This window comes from Candidatus Fukatsuia anoeciicola (assembly GCF_964059965.1).
GTDB classification, from domain to species: domain Bacteria; phylum Pseudomonadota; class Gammaproteobacteria; order Enterobacterales; family Enterobacteriaceae; genus Fukatsuia; species Fukatsuia anoeciicola.
In genome coordinates this window covers 815,574-834,264 of the sequence record NZ_OZ060923.1, presented here as the reverse complement: position 1 = coordinate 834,264, position 18,691 = coordinate 815,574, and the positions used below count along the sequence as shown (strand labels likewise).

The window sequence follows — 18,691 nt, the reverse complement described above, 5'->3', positions numbered from 1 at the left end:
TATAGATGCTTATATAGTTTTTAAAATAAATCTTATTCATGAATTATTTTCTAGTCTAAACGTTTTCTATATTTTTATTATTAAAAGTTAATCTAGTAGATTAAGTAATCTAACTTAGATATAAAAATTATAATTAAGCATTATTAATAATTTTAGATAATTACCATTCAAGATTTAAAGAAGTATTATACATAAGATTGCTATCTTCAGAATAAGCAACCCCAGCTTTTATTGCTGATAATTCATTAAAGCGATATCCAGTACCTATAGCAATAGCCGTAGAGGTATTATATCCTCCAATTCCAACTGTAATATTTACTTTACCTATATTATATGGTTGAAAAAGACCTATTAATGCCGTAGATGTAGCTAGTCCTAGGTCGATTTTTTTATTTGTCTTATATAACTCATGTTCAAGAGTGATAATTTTTGATGTATTTTTATGAATCATTGTATGCGCAATAGTTGTTATTCTATTAACATGATTTAATTGAGAGATATTAGCAGCATCATGATTTCTGACGCCATTGGCCACGCCTGTAAGAACTCTATCTTCCTGTTTTCCTGTAATAGATACAGTATCACCTTCTGAATCATGAGCAATATAAATGACGCCATCAGGCTCTTGTTTAACTATCCTGTTAATGTGAGATATTTCATTTTTAAGCTGTCCTACTAATGCTTGTGCTTTATGGGCACTTGAATTAGTTAATTGAGCGAAATTTTTAGTTGCCTCAACAGTTGTCTTAAAATCAGCTGCATATTGCTGAGTATTGTTTAAGGATGTTTTAGCTTTAGATTCATGATCACTAATAGTATCTAAGGCTGTTTTAGCATTTTTAGCGTATGTACTAGCTATAGTTTCGTATTGTTGGACTTTAGTTAAAGATGTTTTAATGCCAGTTTTATTCTGATCAATATCATTTTTTATATTATTAATTTTATTATCTATTGCTCTTAACTGTCTAATATTAACTGCATCAGTATCATAAATACCACCTGCAACATGGGTTATTTGACGTGATAATTCATTATCATTATCATTACCAATAGAAACTTCACCTGCTGAATTAATATTCATATTCGAAAATGCTTCAAACATAGTATCTAATGATCTATTTGCTACAGAAAAAGCACCTAAGGCTACAGATTTAGCTGTTTCTGCATGTGAGTTACTACCAATTGCAGTAGCATTTATACCAGATACTTTAGTTTTAGCACCAACTGCTGTACCTCCATGCTGCTCAACTATAGAACGATTACCTAATATGACAGTAGTGTCTTCATATTTATTATTACTAGTTTGATTAATCATACTTTTTCCATATGAATAATTAGCTAAAATCACGTTAATTAGTAGCATAACTAATAAAATTAATTTATTATTCATAATAATATTTCGTTGTGTAATCACAATCTCCTATTTTTACAGGTAAGTTTATTTTTATAAAGCAAGATTAAAATTATAAAAAGTTATAAAATTAATATATTTATATTTCTTTTCTACCTGGTTATATATATTCATGTTTATGCCTATACTCATGATAATCATATTCAGCTAAAAATGAAAAATAAAATACAATAATTACCAAAAAAATGGATTAAGACCACATAATCTTTAAATTTTTAGTAAAATTAAAATTTTCTATTAATTTAGTATTACAAAAGTTATTTATCTAGCATACTAGTCACTAAATTTAATACTATTTATTATATATTTAATACAGGCGTAACTACAATACTTTAATAATAAATTTATTAACAGTATTTTATGATATATAAATCATATACATATATTTAAAAATTTAATTAGGTTATATAAACATTAAGGTATCTTTAAGCTCATTTTTTATGCTGCACTATAGCAAGTTTTATATATTTTAGTATAATTAGTACTTTTATAATTAAATTTTTATTTTTATTTATTTTCCTTCTTACTAATTTTTTAATCATATTTAACTAAAATTAATTATTTTTTATTAATCTAGTTAATTATAAATTTAAAAGATTACTAATAATAAAAATCAAAACTTACTAATCCAGTGCTAGGGTATATAGCTTTATGTTTTAATTAAAGCTATAATTAAAACATAAAGAATAACTTAAGTTTACTAAATACTTATCTTTAGTAAATTTAAAACAACTTATTTTTAGTTAATTTATAGTAAGAGTTTTTAATATTAAAAAGCAGAAAGACCTAAACATAAAAGAAATAGCAAATAACCTTATATTAACAGAGATTTTCTAAAATATTAGCTAAATAAATAAAATAACAGTAACTAATTTATGTTATTTAAGTTTAATAAACATTCCTAATTATAAATATTTACTATTGTATAAATACTTACTAATTACGTATATAGCCTATTTAAGATTTATTAAATATACTTTTATAAGCCTTAAATGGGTATTACCTATAAAAATATTATATTATCTTGGAACAAAAAGTTATATAATATCTAAAAAGATACTATAAAAAATAAAGAAAATAATTAGTTTGTCTTAAAAAAGTATTTTTATAAAAGATACATCTATAATTATCTTATATTAATAAATACTTTAAAGCTACAAAGATTAAAATAATTATAAATATCTATAATTTACAACCTATTAAACTATATAAGTAAGATTAGTTTATTTACTCTTCTAGAAAAGGAGATTTAATATAAGAAATATTTATATTTTTAATAACAGTAATACATTTTACTTAAATAGTTAATTTTCTTGTTTAAAAACTCGAGAAAACTTTAATTTATCTTCACTACTAATATACTAAAAAGGTTATTAAATTAGGATTATATTTTTAATTAATAGTAAAATATAGTAATACTAATATCTTTTTAAGAGCAGCAAGATCTATAGCACAGTGGCACTAAGTCATAAAACCATATAATTAGGGATTAAAAATTTAATTTATAAAAATTACAAAAAATTTGTGTTACATTTTATGTATTAGACAAGTATAAATAAACATAATAATTAAAACTAAGATTATGTTTAGATAATTATTTATTATAATCCTCAAGTATTTACAATAGAATTGTAGTTATTTTTTTTGTTAGCTAAAATTATAAGATAAGTAATAATTACATATTAAAAAGTAATATGCAGTATTAGCGTATACTTATTAACACTACTAAATATTGTTTAAATTGACAAAAAACATAAAGAGTTTTATTTAGAAAAAAGACATACGTTAAGAACTAAGTAGTCATTAATAAAAAAGTAAAACAGTTATCTATATAATTTTTATTAATAAAAGACAATCTAATTTTAAATTACTCAAGGATTTTATGTATAAATAAATCTTATAATTAAAATAATAATAAATATAAATTACTTAGGACTAATAAAATTCATTTAAATTTAATACTACTTAAAAATAAAGAAAAAAATTTTTCAATACAAAAAAATAACATAATAATTATAAATTATTAATTTAGAATGCATTAAATAAAAATACTATTAGTATAATTAAATAATCTAAAGTTACATTAGATTTTAATAAAATAGATAATAATAGTTTAAATTAAAATATAATCTAACTATAGTAATTTATAACATAAAAATTAAATAAATAAGAGTTTTTAAAAATACTTAATATACAAACTAAAATAGGCAATTAACTAAGATTAAGGTATATACTTAAGTTATTAAGTATATCTTTTTCTGCTAATTATCTATCGAGTGTTATGATAATTATATTATCATTTAAATATATTACTATATTATTAGCATATAATATAGTAATATTTATTAAACTTAGAATTAAAATAACAATCAATTTAGTAAATAAACCTAATTTAGGTGCTAATTTATAAGCAATTAGATGAATGGTAGCTAAAAATAATTATGAACATAATATTATTATAGATTATTTTCTTAGAAATAGAAAGTTTTATGATTAATAAAATTTAACTAATAGCATAGTTAAATCTAATATCAATAAAAAAAATAACTATATAAATATAGTAATGACTACTCTATAATATATTGATATGTTATGATAATAAATATTTAGGTATTAGTTAACTATTTTATTAAAATAACAGATAACTAATTATAGTTGATTTGACAGTAGTTATAAGATACTAGATACACTACTTAAGTAAGCAGGACTAGTATTTAAAGTTACTAATATTATATTAAGTAATAGATAAATTAATATGATTACATGTTATAAAACCTAAATTTTCATTGAAGTAAATCTTATATTATAATAGTTATTAATAATACAACAGCTAACATTAAGCTAGCTAAATAATAAAAAATTATATGTAATGTTATGATATAATTAGTAAAATATAGTATTAATTTTTAACAATTTACCCTATTATTCCAATATTATTTTTCTCACTGAGAACTAGTAAAAATAATTATTTAATATATTTAACGTGGATTAATAATAAATTTTCTAAAATTTATACAAATTCTATTAGGTTAATTATTATAATTCTAAATATATTTTTAATAATTAGTTTTATAAAATAACAAAACTAAAGTATTAAATAGAAATAAAATAATTTTATTAGAAAGCATTTAAAGTAAGATTATAGTATAAAAATTTTATTTAATATTATATTTATTGTACTAAAATACTTATTTAGTTAACTATTAATAACAAAAAAATTTTTTATAACGAACTATCTTTATAGTAAATTATAATAGTTTATAACTAGAATATAAATTGCTTTACAATTAAAAAAATTAGCTTACACACTTTTATCTTAAAAATTAATACATCATACTTACCTTTATTAATACTAACAATTTATATAATAAAATTATACTAAATAATAAGTATTTTAGGTAAATAGATAATATATTATAAATATTTTGTATATATCATACAGATCATAACATCATAAAAGCAGCTAAAAAATAGTTACTAGAGAGATAATATTATTATCTTTGCTATCTTTAATAACAATAAACTAGTTATCTTATTAGATTAAAAATGTAGAAATTTATATTTCTTATCATTATGAAATCTAGATACAAAAATATATATTAACAATATATCATTTGTGTAATTTTATTAAGTATAAAGTTATTTTCTAAAAAATACAAGGAGTATAAATGAAAATTAATGCTATTTTTACTATAATATTATGTACTCTGTTACTACAAGGTTGTATTAGTGCTATAGTTATTGGTAGTACTACTATAGCTATAAAATCTGTAACTGATCCTAGAACTATAGGTACACAAATTGATGATGGCACCTTAGAAATACGTATTACTAATGCATTAAATAAAGATCAACAATTAAAAAAAAATGCACGAGTTATTGTTACCGTTTATCAGGGTAAAATTTTACTTACTGGTCAAGCACTTAAAATTTCATTATCTAATCGAGCTAAACAAATTGCTAGTCATACAGAGGGAATTCATGAGATATATAATGAAATTCGTCAAGGAAAACCCATAAATTTAACAACAGTATCATTAGATGCCTGGATTACCACCAAGATAAATTTTCAGCTCTTAGCTAGTAATTTAGTTAAATTATCAAATATAAAAATTATTACCGAAAATGGAGAAGTATTTTTATTAGGGTTAGTTACTAAACAAGAAGGTCAATCTGCAGCAAGAATAGCTAGTAAGATTAGTAAAGTTAAACATGTTACTACTGCTTTTACTTTTATTAAATAAGTTTCTATAATCTAAATTTATAAAGGTTAAGCTAGAATAGTTATAATAAAATAATACGTAAATTAAATATTTTTCTAAGTTAGCATAATACCAACATACTCTAGTATAATAGTTAAAGCTATTTTAGCTTTAATAAACTAAACAGTTCGCATAAAATATACAGATTTTACATTATTATAGCTTTAATTTATTATTACGAGTTAAGTATTATTTAGCTAAATAGATAACAATAGTATTGTATTTTAAAAATATTTAACTACTTTTCTTACGCCTAACCTTTATTACTTTCATATAATTAATATTTTTTATCAAAAATTGACTTAATAAATTATGTTTAGTTTATTTAAATTATTTTTATAATAGTTAAAATTGATTTAAAGTTAATTTTTATGGTTATATGTAAAAATATTATTTCATACTTAACTCTTGTATAAATACGTAACATTGTTATATAAACTAAAATTTTATGATATTACTATTTAGTATAGTTTTAATTAAAGCATTATAAAATGGCATATGGATACTTTGTGAAATAATTTATTGACTAAATATATAAGGTAAGTAAAATATATTATATTAAAATAATAAGATACATACTAAAAAAGAAAATTTTAGGAATGATTAATCAGTAGATCTTTACTAAATTAAAGTTATAGTTACAAAATAAAGTTTTATTTTCTACTTAAAATCTATAGATAATAAATTTGTAACTTTAAATTATAAGAAATAGTTATAAATAAAAAAACCTAAGCAGTTGGGCGCGTTAACAAAGCGGTTATGTAGCGGACTGCAAATCTGCCTAGTCCGGTTCGACTCCGGAACGCGCCTCCAAAATTATTAAGCCCGGGTGGTGGAATTGGTAGACACAAGGGACTTAAAATCCCTCGGTTTTAAGGCCGTGCGGGTTCAAATCCCGCTCTGGGCACCAGTTAACTTTGATTAAAATAATATATTTTACATAATAGAAACTATTAATCTATTATTTTTATTTATATAATTTAAAATAGTAGTAGAGTAATAACAAAATTTTTAGTTTTTAACTATATAAAAAATATATAAGATATTATTCTTTTCTTCAGAGAACACAATACTTAATATGTTCTAGTCTATTGATATAGACTATATATTTTATAGATTCTAAGAGAATAATAGATATTGTTATAGTGATAAAAATGTAGCACTATTAACGTTAGTATATTTAGAATAATATTCTTTAGTGATATTGAATAAATAATTACCTATGCATATATAGGTAATTATTTATAGAGATAATCATTTACTGTAATATAACATTCTGTTCTCTTAGTTTTAGTAAATATTAAAGTAATTATACAAAAGTATATTAAAACTTATTTAAATAAGTTTTAATATAAAAAAGAAGTTAGTATTATATTATTTTTCTATAAAGAATTTTATCTTAAATTTATTTTTATTCGATATAAAAGATATAATTTAATATAAATATTTTTATAAAAACTATCAATTAATATTAGCATATTAATATTTATTTTTATAATTAATTTATATAATCTTTATTATATTAGTAATAATAATACATTTTAAACAAGCTCTTAAATCAATTTAAGTTTTTTCTATCTCCTAAGATTTTTAATACCTATTAATGCAACAATAGCTATCATAAAGGAAAAAACCGAAAATAAAGATTTTTAATAAAGTTACTAAAACTATAAAAATAAGTAATAGAACTTCTAATTTTCATCTAAATTTAATTAAAATTATTATTTTTTTGCGCCTAACTTTTATTGAAATAAAAATACTATTTTTTAAATAAAAACAGTGTTATGGCGTAAAAAATAAAAAAGTTATAAGTATACTATAAAAATCATTCTACTCGTAAACAAATAAAGAAATTACTTTATATTACTTAACTATTTTTATTTTATATAAAATTTTATTAAAATCATAATACATAATATATAGCAACTATTAAATACATATAATTAAAATAATATGTTTAAATAAAAAATTAAAATAAATATTTTATATAAAACTAATTTTAATAAATTAGATATTTTATACTAAAATTAGTTTTATATGTCCCTATAGTTAAATGGATATAACAAACCTCTCCTAAGGGTTTATTACTGGTTCGATTCCAGTTAGGGACACCAGATATAATACTAAATAATATTTTATTTATTATAAATTTAAATAATCCTACATTATAAAAATATTTATCTAATATTAATTAGAATTAAATTCTAAAAATACTTCTATATAGTTTTACGCTATTTATATCCTACAACACGGTTCTGTTATCTTTAAATATACTAGTAGTCTATATATTACAAATCTAATATAGTTACCAATTAATTTAATAAAGAGCACTAATAAAGCATATTTATGAATATATAATGGAGATTATAACCCTTTGAAACGTATTAACGCACTTACCATTGCAGGAACTGACCCTAGTGGTGGTGCTGGTATTCAGGCAGATCTGAAAACTTTTTCTGCGTTAGGAACCTATGGCACCAGTGTAATTACTGCATTAGTTGCACAAAATACTCTTGGAGTGCAAGCAATTTGTGCTGTTGATCACCAATTTGTAGCGGCTCAATTAGACTCAGTATTAAATGACGTGCGTATTGATACATCTAAAATAGGCATGTTAGTTAATGCATCTATCGTACAGACAGTCTCTGAAAAATTACGTAATAATTCTCTTGGTTTTGTAGTACTAGATACTGTAATGCTAGCTAAAAATGGTAATCCATTATTGTTACTAACAGCTATAAAAGCTATTAAACAATATTTATTACCACTAGTTTCTTTAGTAACGCCAAATATACCGGAAGCAGCAATGTTACTGGATTGTACAATTGCAAAAAATGAAAAACAAATGTGTGAACAAGGACGTAGATTACTAGATTTAGGATGCAAAAATGTATTAATGAAAGGAGGTCATCTAAATAGCGAAGAAAGCCCTGATTGGTTATTTACTAACGAAGGAAGTAAATATCGTTTTACTTGTGCTCGAGTAAAAACACGTCATACACATGGTACAGGTTGTACTTTGTCAGCAGCATTATCAGCATTACGACCTAGGTATAGAAATTGGCAAGATAGTGTACAAATAGCTAAAGAATACTTACAGCAGGCATTATTGCAAGCAGATAGTCTAGAAGTTGGTAAAGGGATTGGTCCAATACATCATTTTCATCATTGGTGGTAGTAGTTGTTTCACAATCTATTATAGATCTTATAAGATGTTATCTATTAATAAATATAAAAAATATACTTTCCTGTAAAAAATATATCTATTTGATAGTATTGATTAATATTTATAGTATGCTATTTAAAAGGAAATGCTATTTTATCTTTTTTATTAATAAAATACTAATAAACAAACAGTTCTAATATTATGTAAAAATAAATTATTTGTATATTATAAGTCAATTTATAAGATAAAATTATATTTTTATTTTTCTATAAAAATATAATAGCTAATAATTAGCTGATTATATAATCATTTTATATAAAAAATTAATAGAATTAATTTTTAATTAATACTTATTTGATAAAAATAAATTATAAAATAATATAATAATCATTATTGTGTTATCCTGATTAGGTTTATGAATTTTTTTATCTTTTTATTTTTTATTAAAGAATTTACTAATATAAATATATTAATGAATTTACTATTATAATATTAAAGATGATATTATATAAATAAAATTAAATATAATTATAATTTATCTATTTTTAATATAGTTGCAAAAACTATTTTTAGGTGTTTAATAAAGATTTATTTTATAATATAAAAGTGGTATTAGTTTTTATAGCTATTCTTGTACTTTCAATTATTAATTTCACTTCAGGTTTTATTAGATGGCTTAGTATATGATAAATTTGTAATATTACATTTATTTTAATAGAGTCACTATTTTTATTTATAAAGTTTTCTTTACGTAATTTAATTACTAGTGTTTTAAATATAGCTTTGTCAAGAGATTCAGAAATATTAATACCATGTAATACTAATAGGCGTTGTGCTATAATACGACTTTCTCTTTCTAAAATGCTTCGTGTTATTTGTGGATTAATACTGAGCAAAAAAAAGATAATGGCATAACGTTGCAATATTTCACGTACTCCAGCTGCTAATAGCCGTAAGGGACGAATACGTATTATATTCACTGTTAAATGATTATTAATATCATAAATTAACTGTTGACGAATTAATTCATTAAATAAAGTATCTAATATCTGTGGTAAGTCCTTTTTACTATAATGTAAAAAAAAATCAGCTTGTAATATAGAATAAATTATTTTTATTTGACGTAGAATTTCTATTCGTGTGATACTATTATAGTGAATAATTATACTAGCAATTAATGATGGTAGCACTAATAAATGTTGAATATTATTACGATAATAAGCCATTAACATGGCTTGTTTAGGTGAAAAAATTATAATTTCGTTAATATTGTTTTGCTTTAATTTAAACTTATTCATCTTTAATGCATGTTCAAATAGTTCTTGAGGCGTTTTATTTGGTAAAGTAATGTAATGAGAGTAAATCGTATAACGTAAAAGTTGTAAATAACAATCAAGTTGTTCAAATAATTGAGTGCGTGTTAATGAATGTTTACATGAGGCGGCTAACAGCGCAGTAGAGCATAAATTCATTGCATTAACAGCGGCAGCATTATTAATCCTTACCATAATCTGGATTGCTAAATTATTCACTACTGACGTAAGCCAACTGGGACGTGATGGCGCTTCGATAGTATTAATAGATTCACGCCATTGAGGGATATGGTGATTAAGATAAGTCATTAGCGATAAAGGTTCACCAAAATTTACATAACCTTGTCCTAGATTACGTAATTTAAGTAGACCACGTATTATTTGTAATAAGTTTTCTTTCTCTTTAGCTGCGCCATGTAATTCTTTGATATAAGTATTCACTTCTATTACATGTTCGTAGCCAATATAAATTGGTACTAATGTAATAGGACGTGCACTACCTCGTAACATAGCCTGAATAGTAATAGATAAAATACCAGTTTTAGGTTCTAGTAAGTGTCCTGTACGAGAACGTCCTCCTTCAAGGAAATATTCTATTGAATAACCACAAGTAAATAGTTCACTTAGGTATTCACAAAATACAGCTGAATAAAGTTTATTTCCTTTAAAAGAACGGCGAATAAAGAACGCTCCTAAACGACGAAAAATTGGTCCTGCAGGCCAAAAATTAAGATTAACTCCTGCAGCGATATGTGGTGGTGCTAAGCCTTGATGATAAAGTACATAAGAAAGTAATAAATAATCCATATGACTACGATGACAGGGTATATAGACCATTTCATGTCCATCTTGGGCTAATTGGCGTACTCTTTCTATGTTATGAACATTAATTCCTTGATATAGACGATTCCAGGTCCAACGTAATACATAGTCAGTAAAACGTATCGCTCCATAAGAAAAATTAGCAGCAATTTCTGTCATTAGTAGTATGGCATTTTGCTGAGCTTTTTTATAAGAAATTTTTTTTATACGAACTTCATCTAATAATATTTTTTCAATTGCTTTAGTAGATAGTAATTTATTAAATAAACTTTGGCGAATTGGTAAGATTGGTCCAATAGTCGCTAAACGTTGTCTAGAAAAATGTATATTAGCTATCCGAGCTAATTTATAAGTAATAATTTTGTCGGTATTATAATTGTTTGCTATATAGCGCAATGATACTTTTTTTGAAAAACAAACAAAGCTATCACGACCTAACCACAATAAAACAAGAAATTTTTGTATATTATTAAATAAACGTAATGCACTATATTGCTTATGATCCGATGAACGTCCAAAAATTACCGAAACTAATAATATTTGTATATCTAATTTAAGGTTGTTGTGATGTAACTTTAAATAATCATGAAATAATTTTACTGATTCTTGTTTAAAACAGTGATTAGATGCCTTACTAGAATTCCTAGCGATGAAAATATATCTGGGTAGTAGTTTACCATTTATTTCTAACAAATCTAAGGGATCGGGTAAATTTTGTGCCAAACATTGAGTCCGTAATGTTAGTAATTCAGTTTTAGAGTAATAGGGTAATACATATAAAATAGGACATAAGGAATTTAGGCCTAATTCTATTAATGGATCTACTGGGATAACTTTACTTTTTACCCAAAAATTAAGTGCTAAGTTTAGTAATTTATAGTATATTTTACGCCAACCTGACATAGTAAAGTAAAGCCTCTCGTTAACAATTTAGTACAAGGATACCAGAAACTGTTAATAAAGGTTATAACTCAACGATAATAAGGACTTATTAATTCATAAAAAATTAGATAATAGCATTAATTAATTTTTATAGAACTACCACTACCTATTAATAAAATTTATAGATAATTTAAAAATAAAGCAATTTTTTTACTAAAAGTAATAGTAATTATGTTATTATCGTGACTGTTTATTTCTTTAATTTTGTTAAATTAAAGTATATTTTATTACTAGCATTATTAATGCTAATCTTTACTATTAAAATAATAAATAGTGCTATTAAAATAGTATTATTTATATTTTTAAATATAATTGATTACTAAGTTAAGCGAAATATATTGCTTAGATAATAGTTTATTAGTTATTTTAATAGTTTTTATTTATATAGTATTTTAATTTAACTTAATGTACATAAAATAATAGATTTTAAATAAATTAAATAATTTTAGCTTATGTTATAATAATTATTTTTCTTCATATCATTAGTATAGTGCATTATGCACTATCATATTTTTTGTTACTTAAGCAACTTCTTTATATCTGAGTATAAAACTATGTTTGAAAATTTAACTAATCGATTGTCAGATATAATACGTAATATTAGTGGTCATAGTCGATTAACAGAAAAAAATATTAAAGATGCAGTACATGAAGTTTATATAGCATTACTTGATGCTGACGTGTCTTTGTCAGTAGTACGTATCATTATTAGTAAAATTACAAAACATGCTCTAGGTAAAACTATTAATAGAGAATTTACTCCAGGTCAAGAATTGATAAAAATAGTTAAACATGAACTAACTTTAACAATGGGTGATGCTAATAGTAAATTAAATTTTGCTGTTCAACCTCCTGCCGTTATATTAATGTTAGGGTTACAAGGTACAGGTAAAACTACTAGTGTAGGTAAATTAGGAAAATTTATTAAAACAAAACACAAGAAAAAGGTATTAACTGTATCAACTGATATTTATCGGCCGGCGGCGATACAACAGTTAGAAAAATTAGCACAAGAAGCAGGGATTGATTTTTATCCGTCTCATAAACAAGAAAAACCGATTGATATTGTTAACTCTGCCTTAAAGCAAGCAAAAATCCAATTCTACGATGTATTGATTGTCGATACAGCAGGTCGTTTACACATTGATGATTCAATGATGAATGAAATTAAAAAATTACATGTTGCAGTGAATCCAATAGAAACATTACTTGTAGTTGATGCTATGACAGGTCAGGATGCTGCTAATATTGCGGTGATATTTAATAAGATTTTACCTCTTACTGGGGTAGTATTAACTAAAGTCGATGGCGATGCACGTGGTGGAGCCGCTTTATCTATCCGTCATTTGACAGGTAAACCAATTAAATTCTTAGGAGTTGGCGAAAAAACCGATGCATTAGAGCCATTTTATCCAGATCGTATAGCTTCACGTATTCTTGGTATGGGTGATGTATTATCATTAATAGATGATATTAAAAACACAGCAAATCAAGTTCAAACCCAAAAAATGGCGATTAAACTAAAAAAAGGTTATAAATTTGATTTAAATGACTTCCAGGAACAGCTAAAACAAATACGTAATATGGGTGGTATGAATAATATGTTAAATAAAATACCTGGTATGAATCAATTATCTGATAATATAAAATTGCAGATGGATAATAAAGTAACGGCACGTATGGAAGCTATTATTAATTCAATGACACTAGAAGAACGAGCTAAACCAGAAATTATTAAAGGTTCTCACCGGCGTCGCATTGCTAGTGGATCAGGAGTACAAGTACAGGATATTAACTTTTTATTAAAACAATTTAATGATATGCAACGTATTATGAAAAAAATAAAGAATGGAGGCGTTATGAAAATAATGCGTAACATTAAGGGTATAATGTTACCAGGTTTTCCTAATTCTTGATTACTGTCAAGATAGAAACCTTAAGAGTTAATCTTTAGATTGCTTTTTATACTAAATTTAGTAGAATGTTAAAGTTTTTTATTAGGACAAGATTATCCCTGATAATAAGATCTAAATAAAATAATAATGCGTTATTATTTTATTTAGATCTTATTATCTTATTAATTAAAGAGGATATTATGGTAACCATTCGTCTAGCCCGTGGTGGTGCTAAAAAACGACCATTTTACCAGGTTATTGTTGCTGATAACCGTAATGCGCGCGATGGTCGTTTCATCGAACGTGTTGGTTTTTTTAATCCATTAGCTCCATTAGCACATGGTCGTACTGAGCTTTTACGTTTAAATATAGATCGTATAGAATACTGGCTACGTAAAGGAGCTACTGTTTCTGCACGAGTATCTGGAATGGCAATTTCAGAAACATTAAAAATAAAAGATCTTGTAAGAAATATTCTTATTAGTGAAAAAAAGAAAAAAGTAAAGGAAGTTAAAGAACTTATTAATACTACTAATTTACTTGAAAAAAACAAACAGAAAAACAGCTAACGCTTTTATTAATATTACTACTAATACTTCTAATAAAACTAAAAAATATATCTAAAAAATTACTAATAATAAGTCTATAGTTAAAAATGTATTAACAAAAGTTATACATAATAACTAAAATATAGTTAAAAAAGCGTAATATAGCTAAAAAGCGTAAATATAACTAAAATAGTAAAAGTTATTCAATACAGTAATAAAAGTATTTGAAGAGATTAGAAACTACTTAATTCATTATATTAAGATTAAGGTAGTGGTATGAATAAACAGCTTAATTCTATCGTTTCTATGCAACCAATTATTCTTGGTAAAATAGGATCAGTTTATGGTATTCATGGTTGGCTTAGAGTATTTTCATACACTGAAAATACTAACAATATTTTTAATTATAAACCCTGGTTTGTTCAACAAGAAAGAGAGTGGCAATATATTGAATTAGAGAACTGGAAGTGTCATAATCAAGATTTTATTATAAAAATAAAAAATATTAATAATCGAGAAACTGCAAGTCAACTTACTAACTCAAAGATTATAGTTGATACACTGCATCTTCCCACTTTAAGTAACGGCGAATACTATTGGAAAGATCTTATTGGTTGTCAGATAGTAACTACTCATGGGTATCAACTAGGTAAAATTATTAATATAATAGAAACTGGCTCTAACGATGTAATGATAGTAAAAGCAAACCTAAAAGATGCATTTGGCATTAAAAAACGCTTAATCCCATACCTTGATGGACAAGTTATAAAACAAGTAGATATCATAGCTCAACGGATTGAAGTAGATTGGGAGCCTGATTTTTGAGTGCTAAACTAAGTCAGCATAATAAGTTAAATAAAACTAAGCAAAGTAAAACAAAATGGATTGGTATTATTAGCTTATTTCCTGAAATGTTTCGTGCAATAACCGATTACGGAGTAATAGGTAAAGCAATAAAAAAAGGATTACTAGAGATAACTTATTGGAACCCGCGTGATTTTACTTCTAACCAATATCGTAATGTAGATGATCGTCCTTATGGCGGTGGACCAGGAATGCTTATGATGGCGCAACCATTATGTGCAGCTATTCATGCAGCTAAAGAAAAAGCTAGACTAGCAGTTGAAGTTATTTATCTGTCACCTCAAGGGCGGAAACTAGACCAACAAGGTGTTATCGAACTAACATCATATCAGAAGATAATTCTAGTATGTGGGCGCTATGAAGGAATAGATGAACGTGTAATAAAAACAGAAATTAATCAAGAATGGTCAATTGGTGATTATGTTCTCAGTGGTGGTGAATTACCAGCAATGACGTTAATTGACTCAATATCTCGTTTTATACCTGGTGTTTTAGGTCATCAAGCTTCAGTTAAGGAAGATTCTTTTATTAATGGACTATTAGACTATCCACATTATACTCGTCCTAAAATTTTAAATGGAATGGAAGTTCCTGAGATCCTATTATCTGGTAATCATACCAAAATTCGTTGTTGGCGCTTAAAACAGTCATTAGGTCGTACCTGGCTAATAAGACCTGAACTTCTAACAAACTTAACTCTAACTGAAGAACAAATGGTGCTATTAGCTGAATTTAAACAGGAGTATAAAAACTCTCAATAAGAAAACCAAAATGGTAGGTTCATGCAATAAAGTTACATAAAAACATATTACATTAAAAAAATCTATTATAAACATTATAAATAATACTTAGATCAGTAAAAAAATAAGTATTTTAGATATAATTTTAGAAATTGCTCAATTAAAATATAATGAATAAAATGATTTTAAAGTAATAATCAACCTAATATATTAATTTACCCAGGATAATAAAAAAATTAATTATGAGTAATATTATTAAACAGATTGAACAAGAACAAATGAAAACAAACTTGCCTATATTTCGTTCTGGCGATACCGTAGAAGTTAAGGTAAAAGTAGTTGATAATGAAGGGGCTAAATCGAGATCAAAAAACATAGAACGCTTGCAGGCATTTGAAGGTATTGTTATTGCTATACGCAATCGTGGCCTACATTCTGCATTTACTGTGCGTAAAATTTCTAAGAATATAGGTATTGAACGTGTATTTCAAACCCACTCCCCTGTCATAGATAGTATTGAGGTAAAGCGCTACGGTGCCGTTCGTAGAGCTAAATTATATTATCTACGTACACGTACTGGTAAATCAGCGCGCATTAAAGAGGATCTTAGTCGAAAACGCAATACTAAATGACATTATATCTTCTATCTTTTTAAGAATTATTTAATAAGAAAAAAAGAAAAAATATGCAAAAAATATAGTTTACTTTTATACAACTAAAAATAACTAATAAGTATTTTAACACATTTTCAAAGAAAAGAAAATATAAATAAAATTACTTAACCTAATAATTTATATGCTAATAATAAACATTAATACACCTAATGCCTATATTTATGGCTATACCTATCAATAGTGCATTACTTTTAAGCTTTAATTAGTTATTAATATCGTGGTAAACTTTTATTATTAATTATCTATAATAAATATTATTTTATATCTACCTAAAAATTAAGATAGTAATACAATTTACTAATACTTTAGAAGAAGTTAAACTAACATTATTAAATAAATCATGATGTTATTTTTACTAATCAAAAAAGTTCTTATTAAACTATAATAATACCCCTATAATTTTATTTAAATAAAATTATTAAAAATAAAAAGATAACATTACATTATCAATTTTTATAAAGTGTTTTACTGATCTTATTTATATTTAATAGATTTTAGATCTGAGAAATAAGTAGTAAGATATTAAAATATTATCTTAATTTTTAGTGCTACATCTTAAATATTTTAACATTTATAGAGTTTATGTTACTCATAACAATGACTACCTCTTTAATATATTTTAGATACTAGGTATTAGATTATTCTAAGTATAAAAATGTAATTATTAATGTTAGGATTTATTATTTTTTAATAATTACATATTAATAAAATATTAATTAACAAGTAATTTATTACGTGATTAAATAATTTAAATTTATATTAAATTATCATTGAATAGGTAAAAATAATTTTATTTAAAACTTAATCTAATTGTAGTAATTTATAATATGGAAATCAGATAAATAAGAGTTTTAAGTAATTTAAGATAATATCTTGTTAAATAGAGCGTATTTTAACAAGTTTTCTCTTAGTTTTTTTGTATTAATGCTGACTTGCTGGCTGTCTTTACTGCAGTATGTGACGTACTTTATAATCTTAAATTCTACATTTTAAATATTAAATCTTTTATATAATCTATTACATGTTGTGAATTATATATTATGTAATACTTATATAGTCTTTATATGCTTATATATCATTGAGTTTAAAATATATATTAATGGTATATAATAAATAATAGTTTTACAAAAAAAATTTATTGTTTTTGGTTAATGGAGTTTTTACTTTAATGTTACAGGAAATAATACAATTTATTAATCGTCATCCTATTTTAAGTTTAGTTTGGATAATACTACTGGGTAGTATAATTATTTTTATGTTTAAAAGTTATTTTTCTAATACTAAAGAAATTACTCATAATGAAACAATTCGACTGATTAATAAAGAAAATGCTACTGTAATTGATACACGTAATCATGAAGATTATTGTAAAGGTCATATTGTTAATTCAATTAATATAAACCCAAGCGATATAAAAAATGGTAATTTAACTGGGTTAAAAAAGAATAAAGCACATCCTATTATTATAATTTGTGCTACTGGTATGGTATCTAATTATATAACTAATGATTTATATAAGGTAGGTTTTAAACGTATTTTTATCTTAAAAGAAGGAATATCAGGTTGGAATAGAGAAAACTTACCTTTAGTATGTCTTAAATCAAAAAAATAAGATAAATAGAAAATAGATGAAATTTGCATTATTATTACAATAAGATAATAGTAGTATATTAATATAATTACTATCCTTTGAAATATTTAATTAAAGGTATTTGTATAAATATTAGCATAAAGTAAGATAGATATAGTATTCTATATTTAATGTATTTATATTGAAAATATTTTTTTCAAAATCTTTCATACAACGTAGATTTTTCAGTAATAGTAGTTACTAATAGTAAGTATTGAACTTGATACATATTACATAAAATTATTATTATCAGATAAAACATTATATTAGAAAATAAGTATTTAGAGTAGTGTTATGCATGATAATAAAGTCTCTAAATTTAGGTAAAATAATAAAAATAAATAATAATATAAATAAGAAAAATAAAAACTAATAAAAGAAAGATGTAAAAATTATTTTTATCTGTAAAGTCAAGTAATGGGTA

General features: G+C 23.9%; 9 protein-coding genes, 3 tRNA genes and 1 pseudogene. 11 read left to right on the top strand and 2 right to left on the bottom strand.

What is annotated here, in order from left to right:
- Positions 1-160 precede the first annotated feature (160 nt).
- Positions 161-1,414: a YadA-like family protein gene (locus tag AB4W73_RS02675; RefSeq protein ID WP_367680303.1), complete on the bottom strand. Its 1,254-nt coding sequence runs from the start codon at positions 1,412-1,414 to the stop codon at positions 161-163.
- A gap of 3,665 nt (positions 1,415-5,079) precedes the next feature.
- Between AB4W73_RS02675 and dolP the strand changes: the two genes are divergently transcribed.
- The 5 genes from dolP to thiD all read left to right on the top strand — a co-directional run bounded on the left by dolP (position 5,080) and on the right by thiD (position 8,851).
- Positions 5,080-5,655 (top strand): division/outer membrane stress-associated lipid-binding lipoprotein, encoded by a 576-nt coding sequence (gene dolP, locus AB4W73_RS02670; RefSeq protein WP_367680302.1) that lies wholly within the window; start codon positions 5,080-5,082, stop codon positions 5,653-5,655.
- A 757-nt stretch (positions 5,656-6,412) separates the two neighbouring features.
- Positions 6,413-6,486, top strand: a tRNA-Cys gene (locus tag AB4W73_RS02665).
- A gap of 10 nt (positions 6,487-6,496) precedes the next feature.
- Positions 6,497-6,583 (top strand) — tRNA-Leu (locus tag AB4W73_RS02660).
- A 1,129-nt stretch (positions 6,584-7,712) separates the two neighbouring features.
- Positions 7,713-7,787: transfer RNA gene (locus AB4W73_RS02655), tRNA-Arg, on the top strand.
- 260 nt (positions 7,788-8,047) lie between these two features.
- The gene (gene thiD / locus AB4W73_RS02650; protein ID WP_367680301.1) at positions 8,048-8,851 is read left to right on the top strand and encodes a bifunctional hydroxymethylpyrimidine kinase/phosphomethylpyrimidine kinase; all 804 of its coding nucleotides are present in this window, start codon (positions 8,048-8,050) and stop codon (positions 8,849-8,851) included.
- A 581-nt stretch (positions 8,852-9,432) separates the two neighbouring features.
- Here the strand turns inward: thiD and plsB are convergent.
- Positions 9,433-11,877, bottom strand: a complete 2,445-nt coding sequence (gene plsB, locus AB4W73_RS02645; RefSeq protein ID WP_367680300.1) for a glycerol-3-phosphate 1-O-acyltransferase PlsB — start codon at positions 11,875-11,877, stop codon at positions 9,433-9,435.
- Positions 11,878-12,470: 593 nt separating this feature from the next.
- On the opposite strand from plsB, the gene ffh reads away from it, so the two are divergent.
- From ffh to AB4W73_RS02615, 6 genes and pseudogenes are all read left to right on the top strand, one after another.
- Entirely contained in the window at positions 12,471-13,832 is a 1,362-nt protein-coding gene (gene ffh / locus AB4W73_RS02640; RefSeq protein ID WP_367680299.1) for a signal recognition particle protein, read from the top strand.
- Positions 13,833-14,011: 179 nt separating this feature from the next.
- Positions 14,012-14,236: pseudogene (rpsP, locus tag AB4W73_RS02635) on the top strand (30S ribosomal protein S16); the annotation flags it as partial.
- 399 nt (positions 14,237-14,635) lie between these two features.
- On the top strand, positions 14,636-15,184 hold the full coding sequence (rimM, locus tag AB4W73_RS02630) for a ribosome maturation factor RimM (protein WP_367680298.1): 549 nt from the start codon (positions 14,636-14,638) through the stop codon (positions 15,182-15,184).
- On the top strand, positions 15,181-15,984 hold the full coding sequence (gene trmD / locus AB4W73_RS02625; protein WP_367680297.1) for a tRNA (guanosine(37)-N1)-methyltransferase TrmD: 804 nt from the start codon (positions 15,181-15,183) through the stop codon (positions 15,982-15,984). Before rimM ends, trmD begins: the two co-directional genes overlap by 4 nt.
- 221 nt (positions 15,985-16,205) lie before the next feature.
- Positions 16,206-16,595, top strand: a complete 390-nt coding sequence (rplS, locus tag AB4W73_RS02620) for a 50S ribosomal protein L19 (protein WP_367680296.1) — start codon at positions 16,206-16,208, stop codon at positions 16,593-16,595.
- 1,210 nt (positions 16,596-17,805) lie between these two features.
- On the top strand, positions 17,806-18,249 hold the full coding sequence (locus tag AB4W73_RS02615) for a rhodanese-like domain-containing protein (protein ID WP_367680295.1): 444 nt from the start codon (positions 17,806-17,808) through the stop codon (positions 18,247-18,249).
- Positions 18,250-18,691 lie beyond the last annotated feature (442 nt).

Coding starts and splice junctions, on each gene's coding strand:
- dolP (WP_367680302.1), top strand. CDS start 5,080: ATGAAAATTAATGCTATTTTTACTATAATATTATGTACTCTGTTACTA.
- plsB (WP_367680300.1), bottom strand. CDS start 11,877: ATGTCAGGTTGGCGTAAAATATACTATAAATTACTAAACTTAGCACTT.
- ffh (WP_367680299.1), top strand. CDS start 12,471: ATGTTTGAAAATTTAACTAATCGATTGTCAGATATAATACGTAATATT.
- rimM (WP_367680298.1), top strand. CDS start 14,636: ATGAATAAACAGCTTAATTCTATCGTTTCTATGCAACCAATTATTCTT.
- rplS (WP_367680296.1), top strand. CDS start 16,206: ATGAGTAATATTATTAAACAGATTGAACAAGAACAAATGAAAACAAAC.
- AB4W73_RS02615 (WP_367680295.1), top strand. CDS start 17,806: ATGTTACAGGAAATAATACAATTTATTAATCGTCATCCTATTTTAAGT.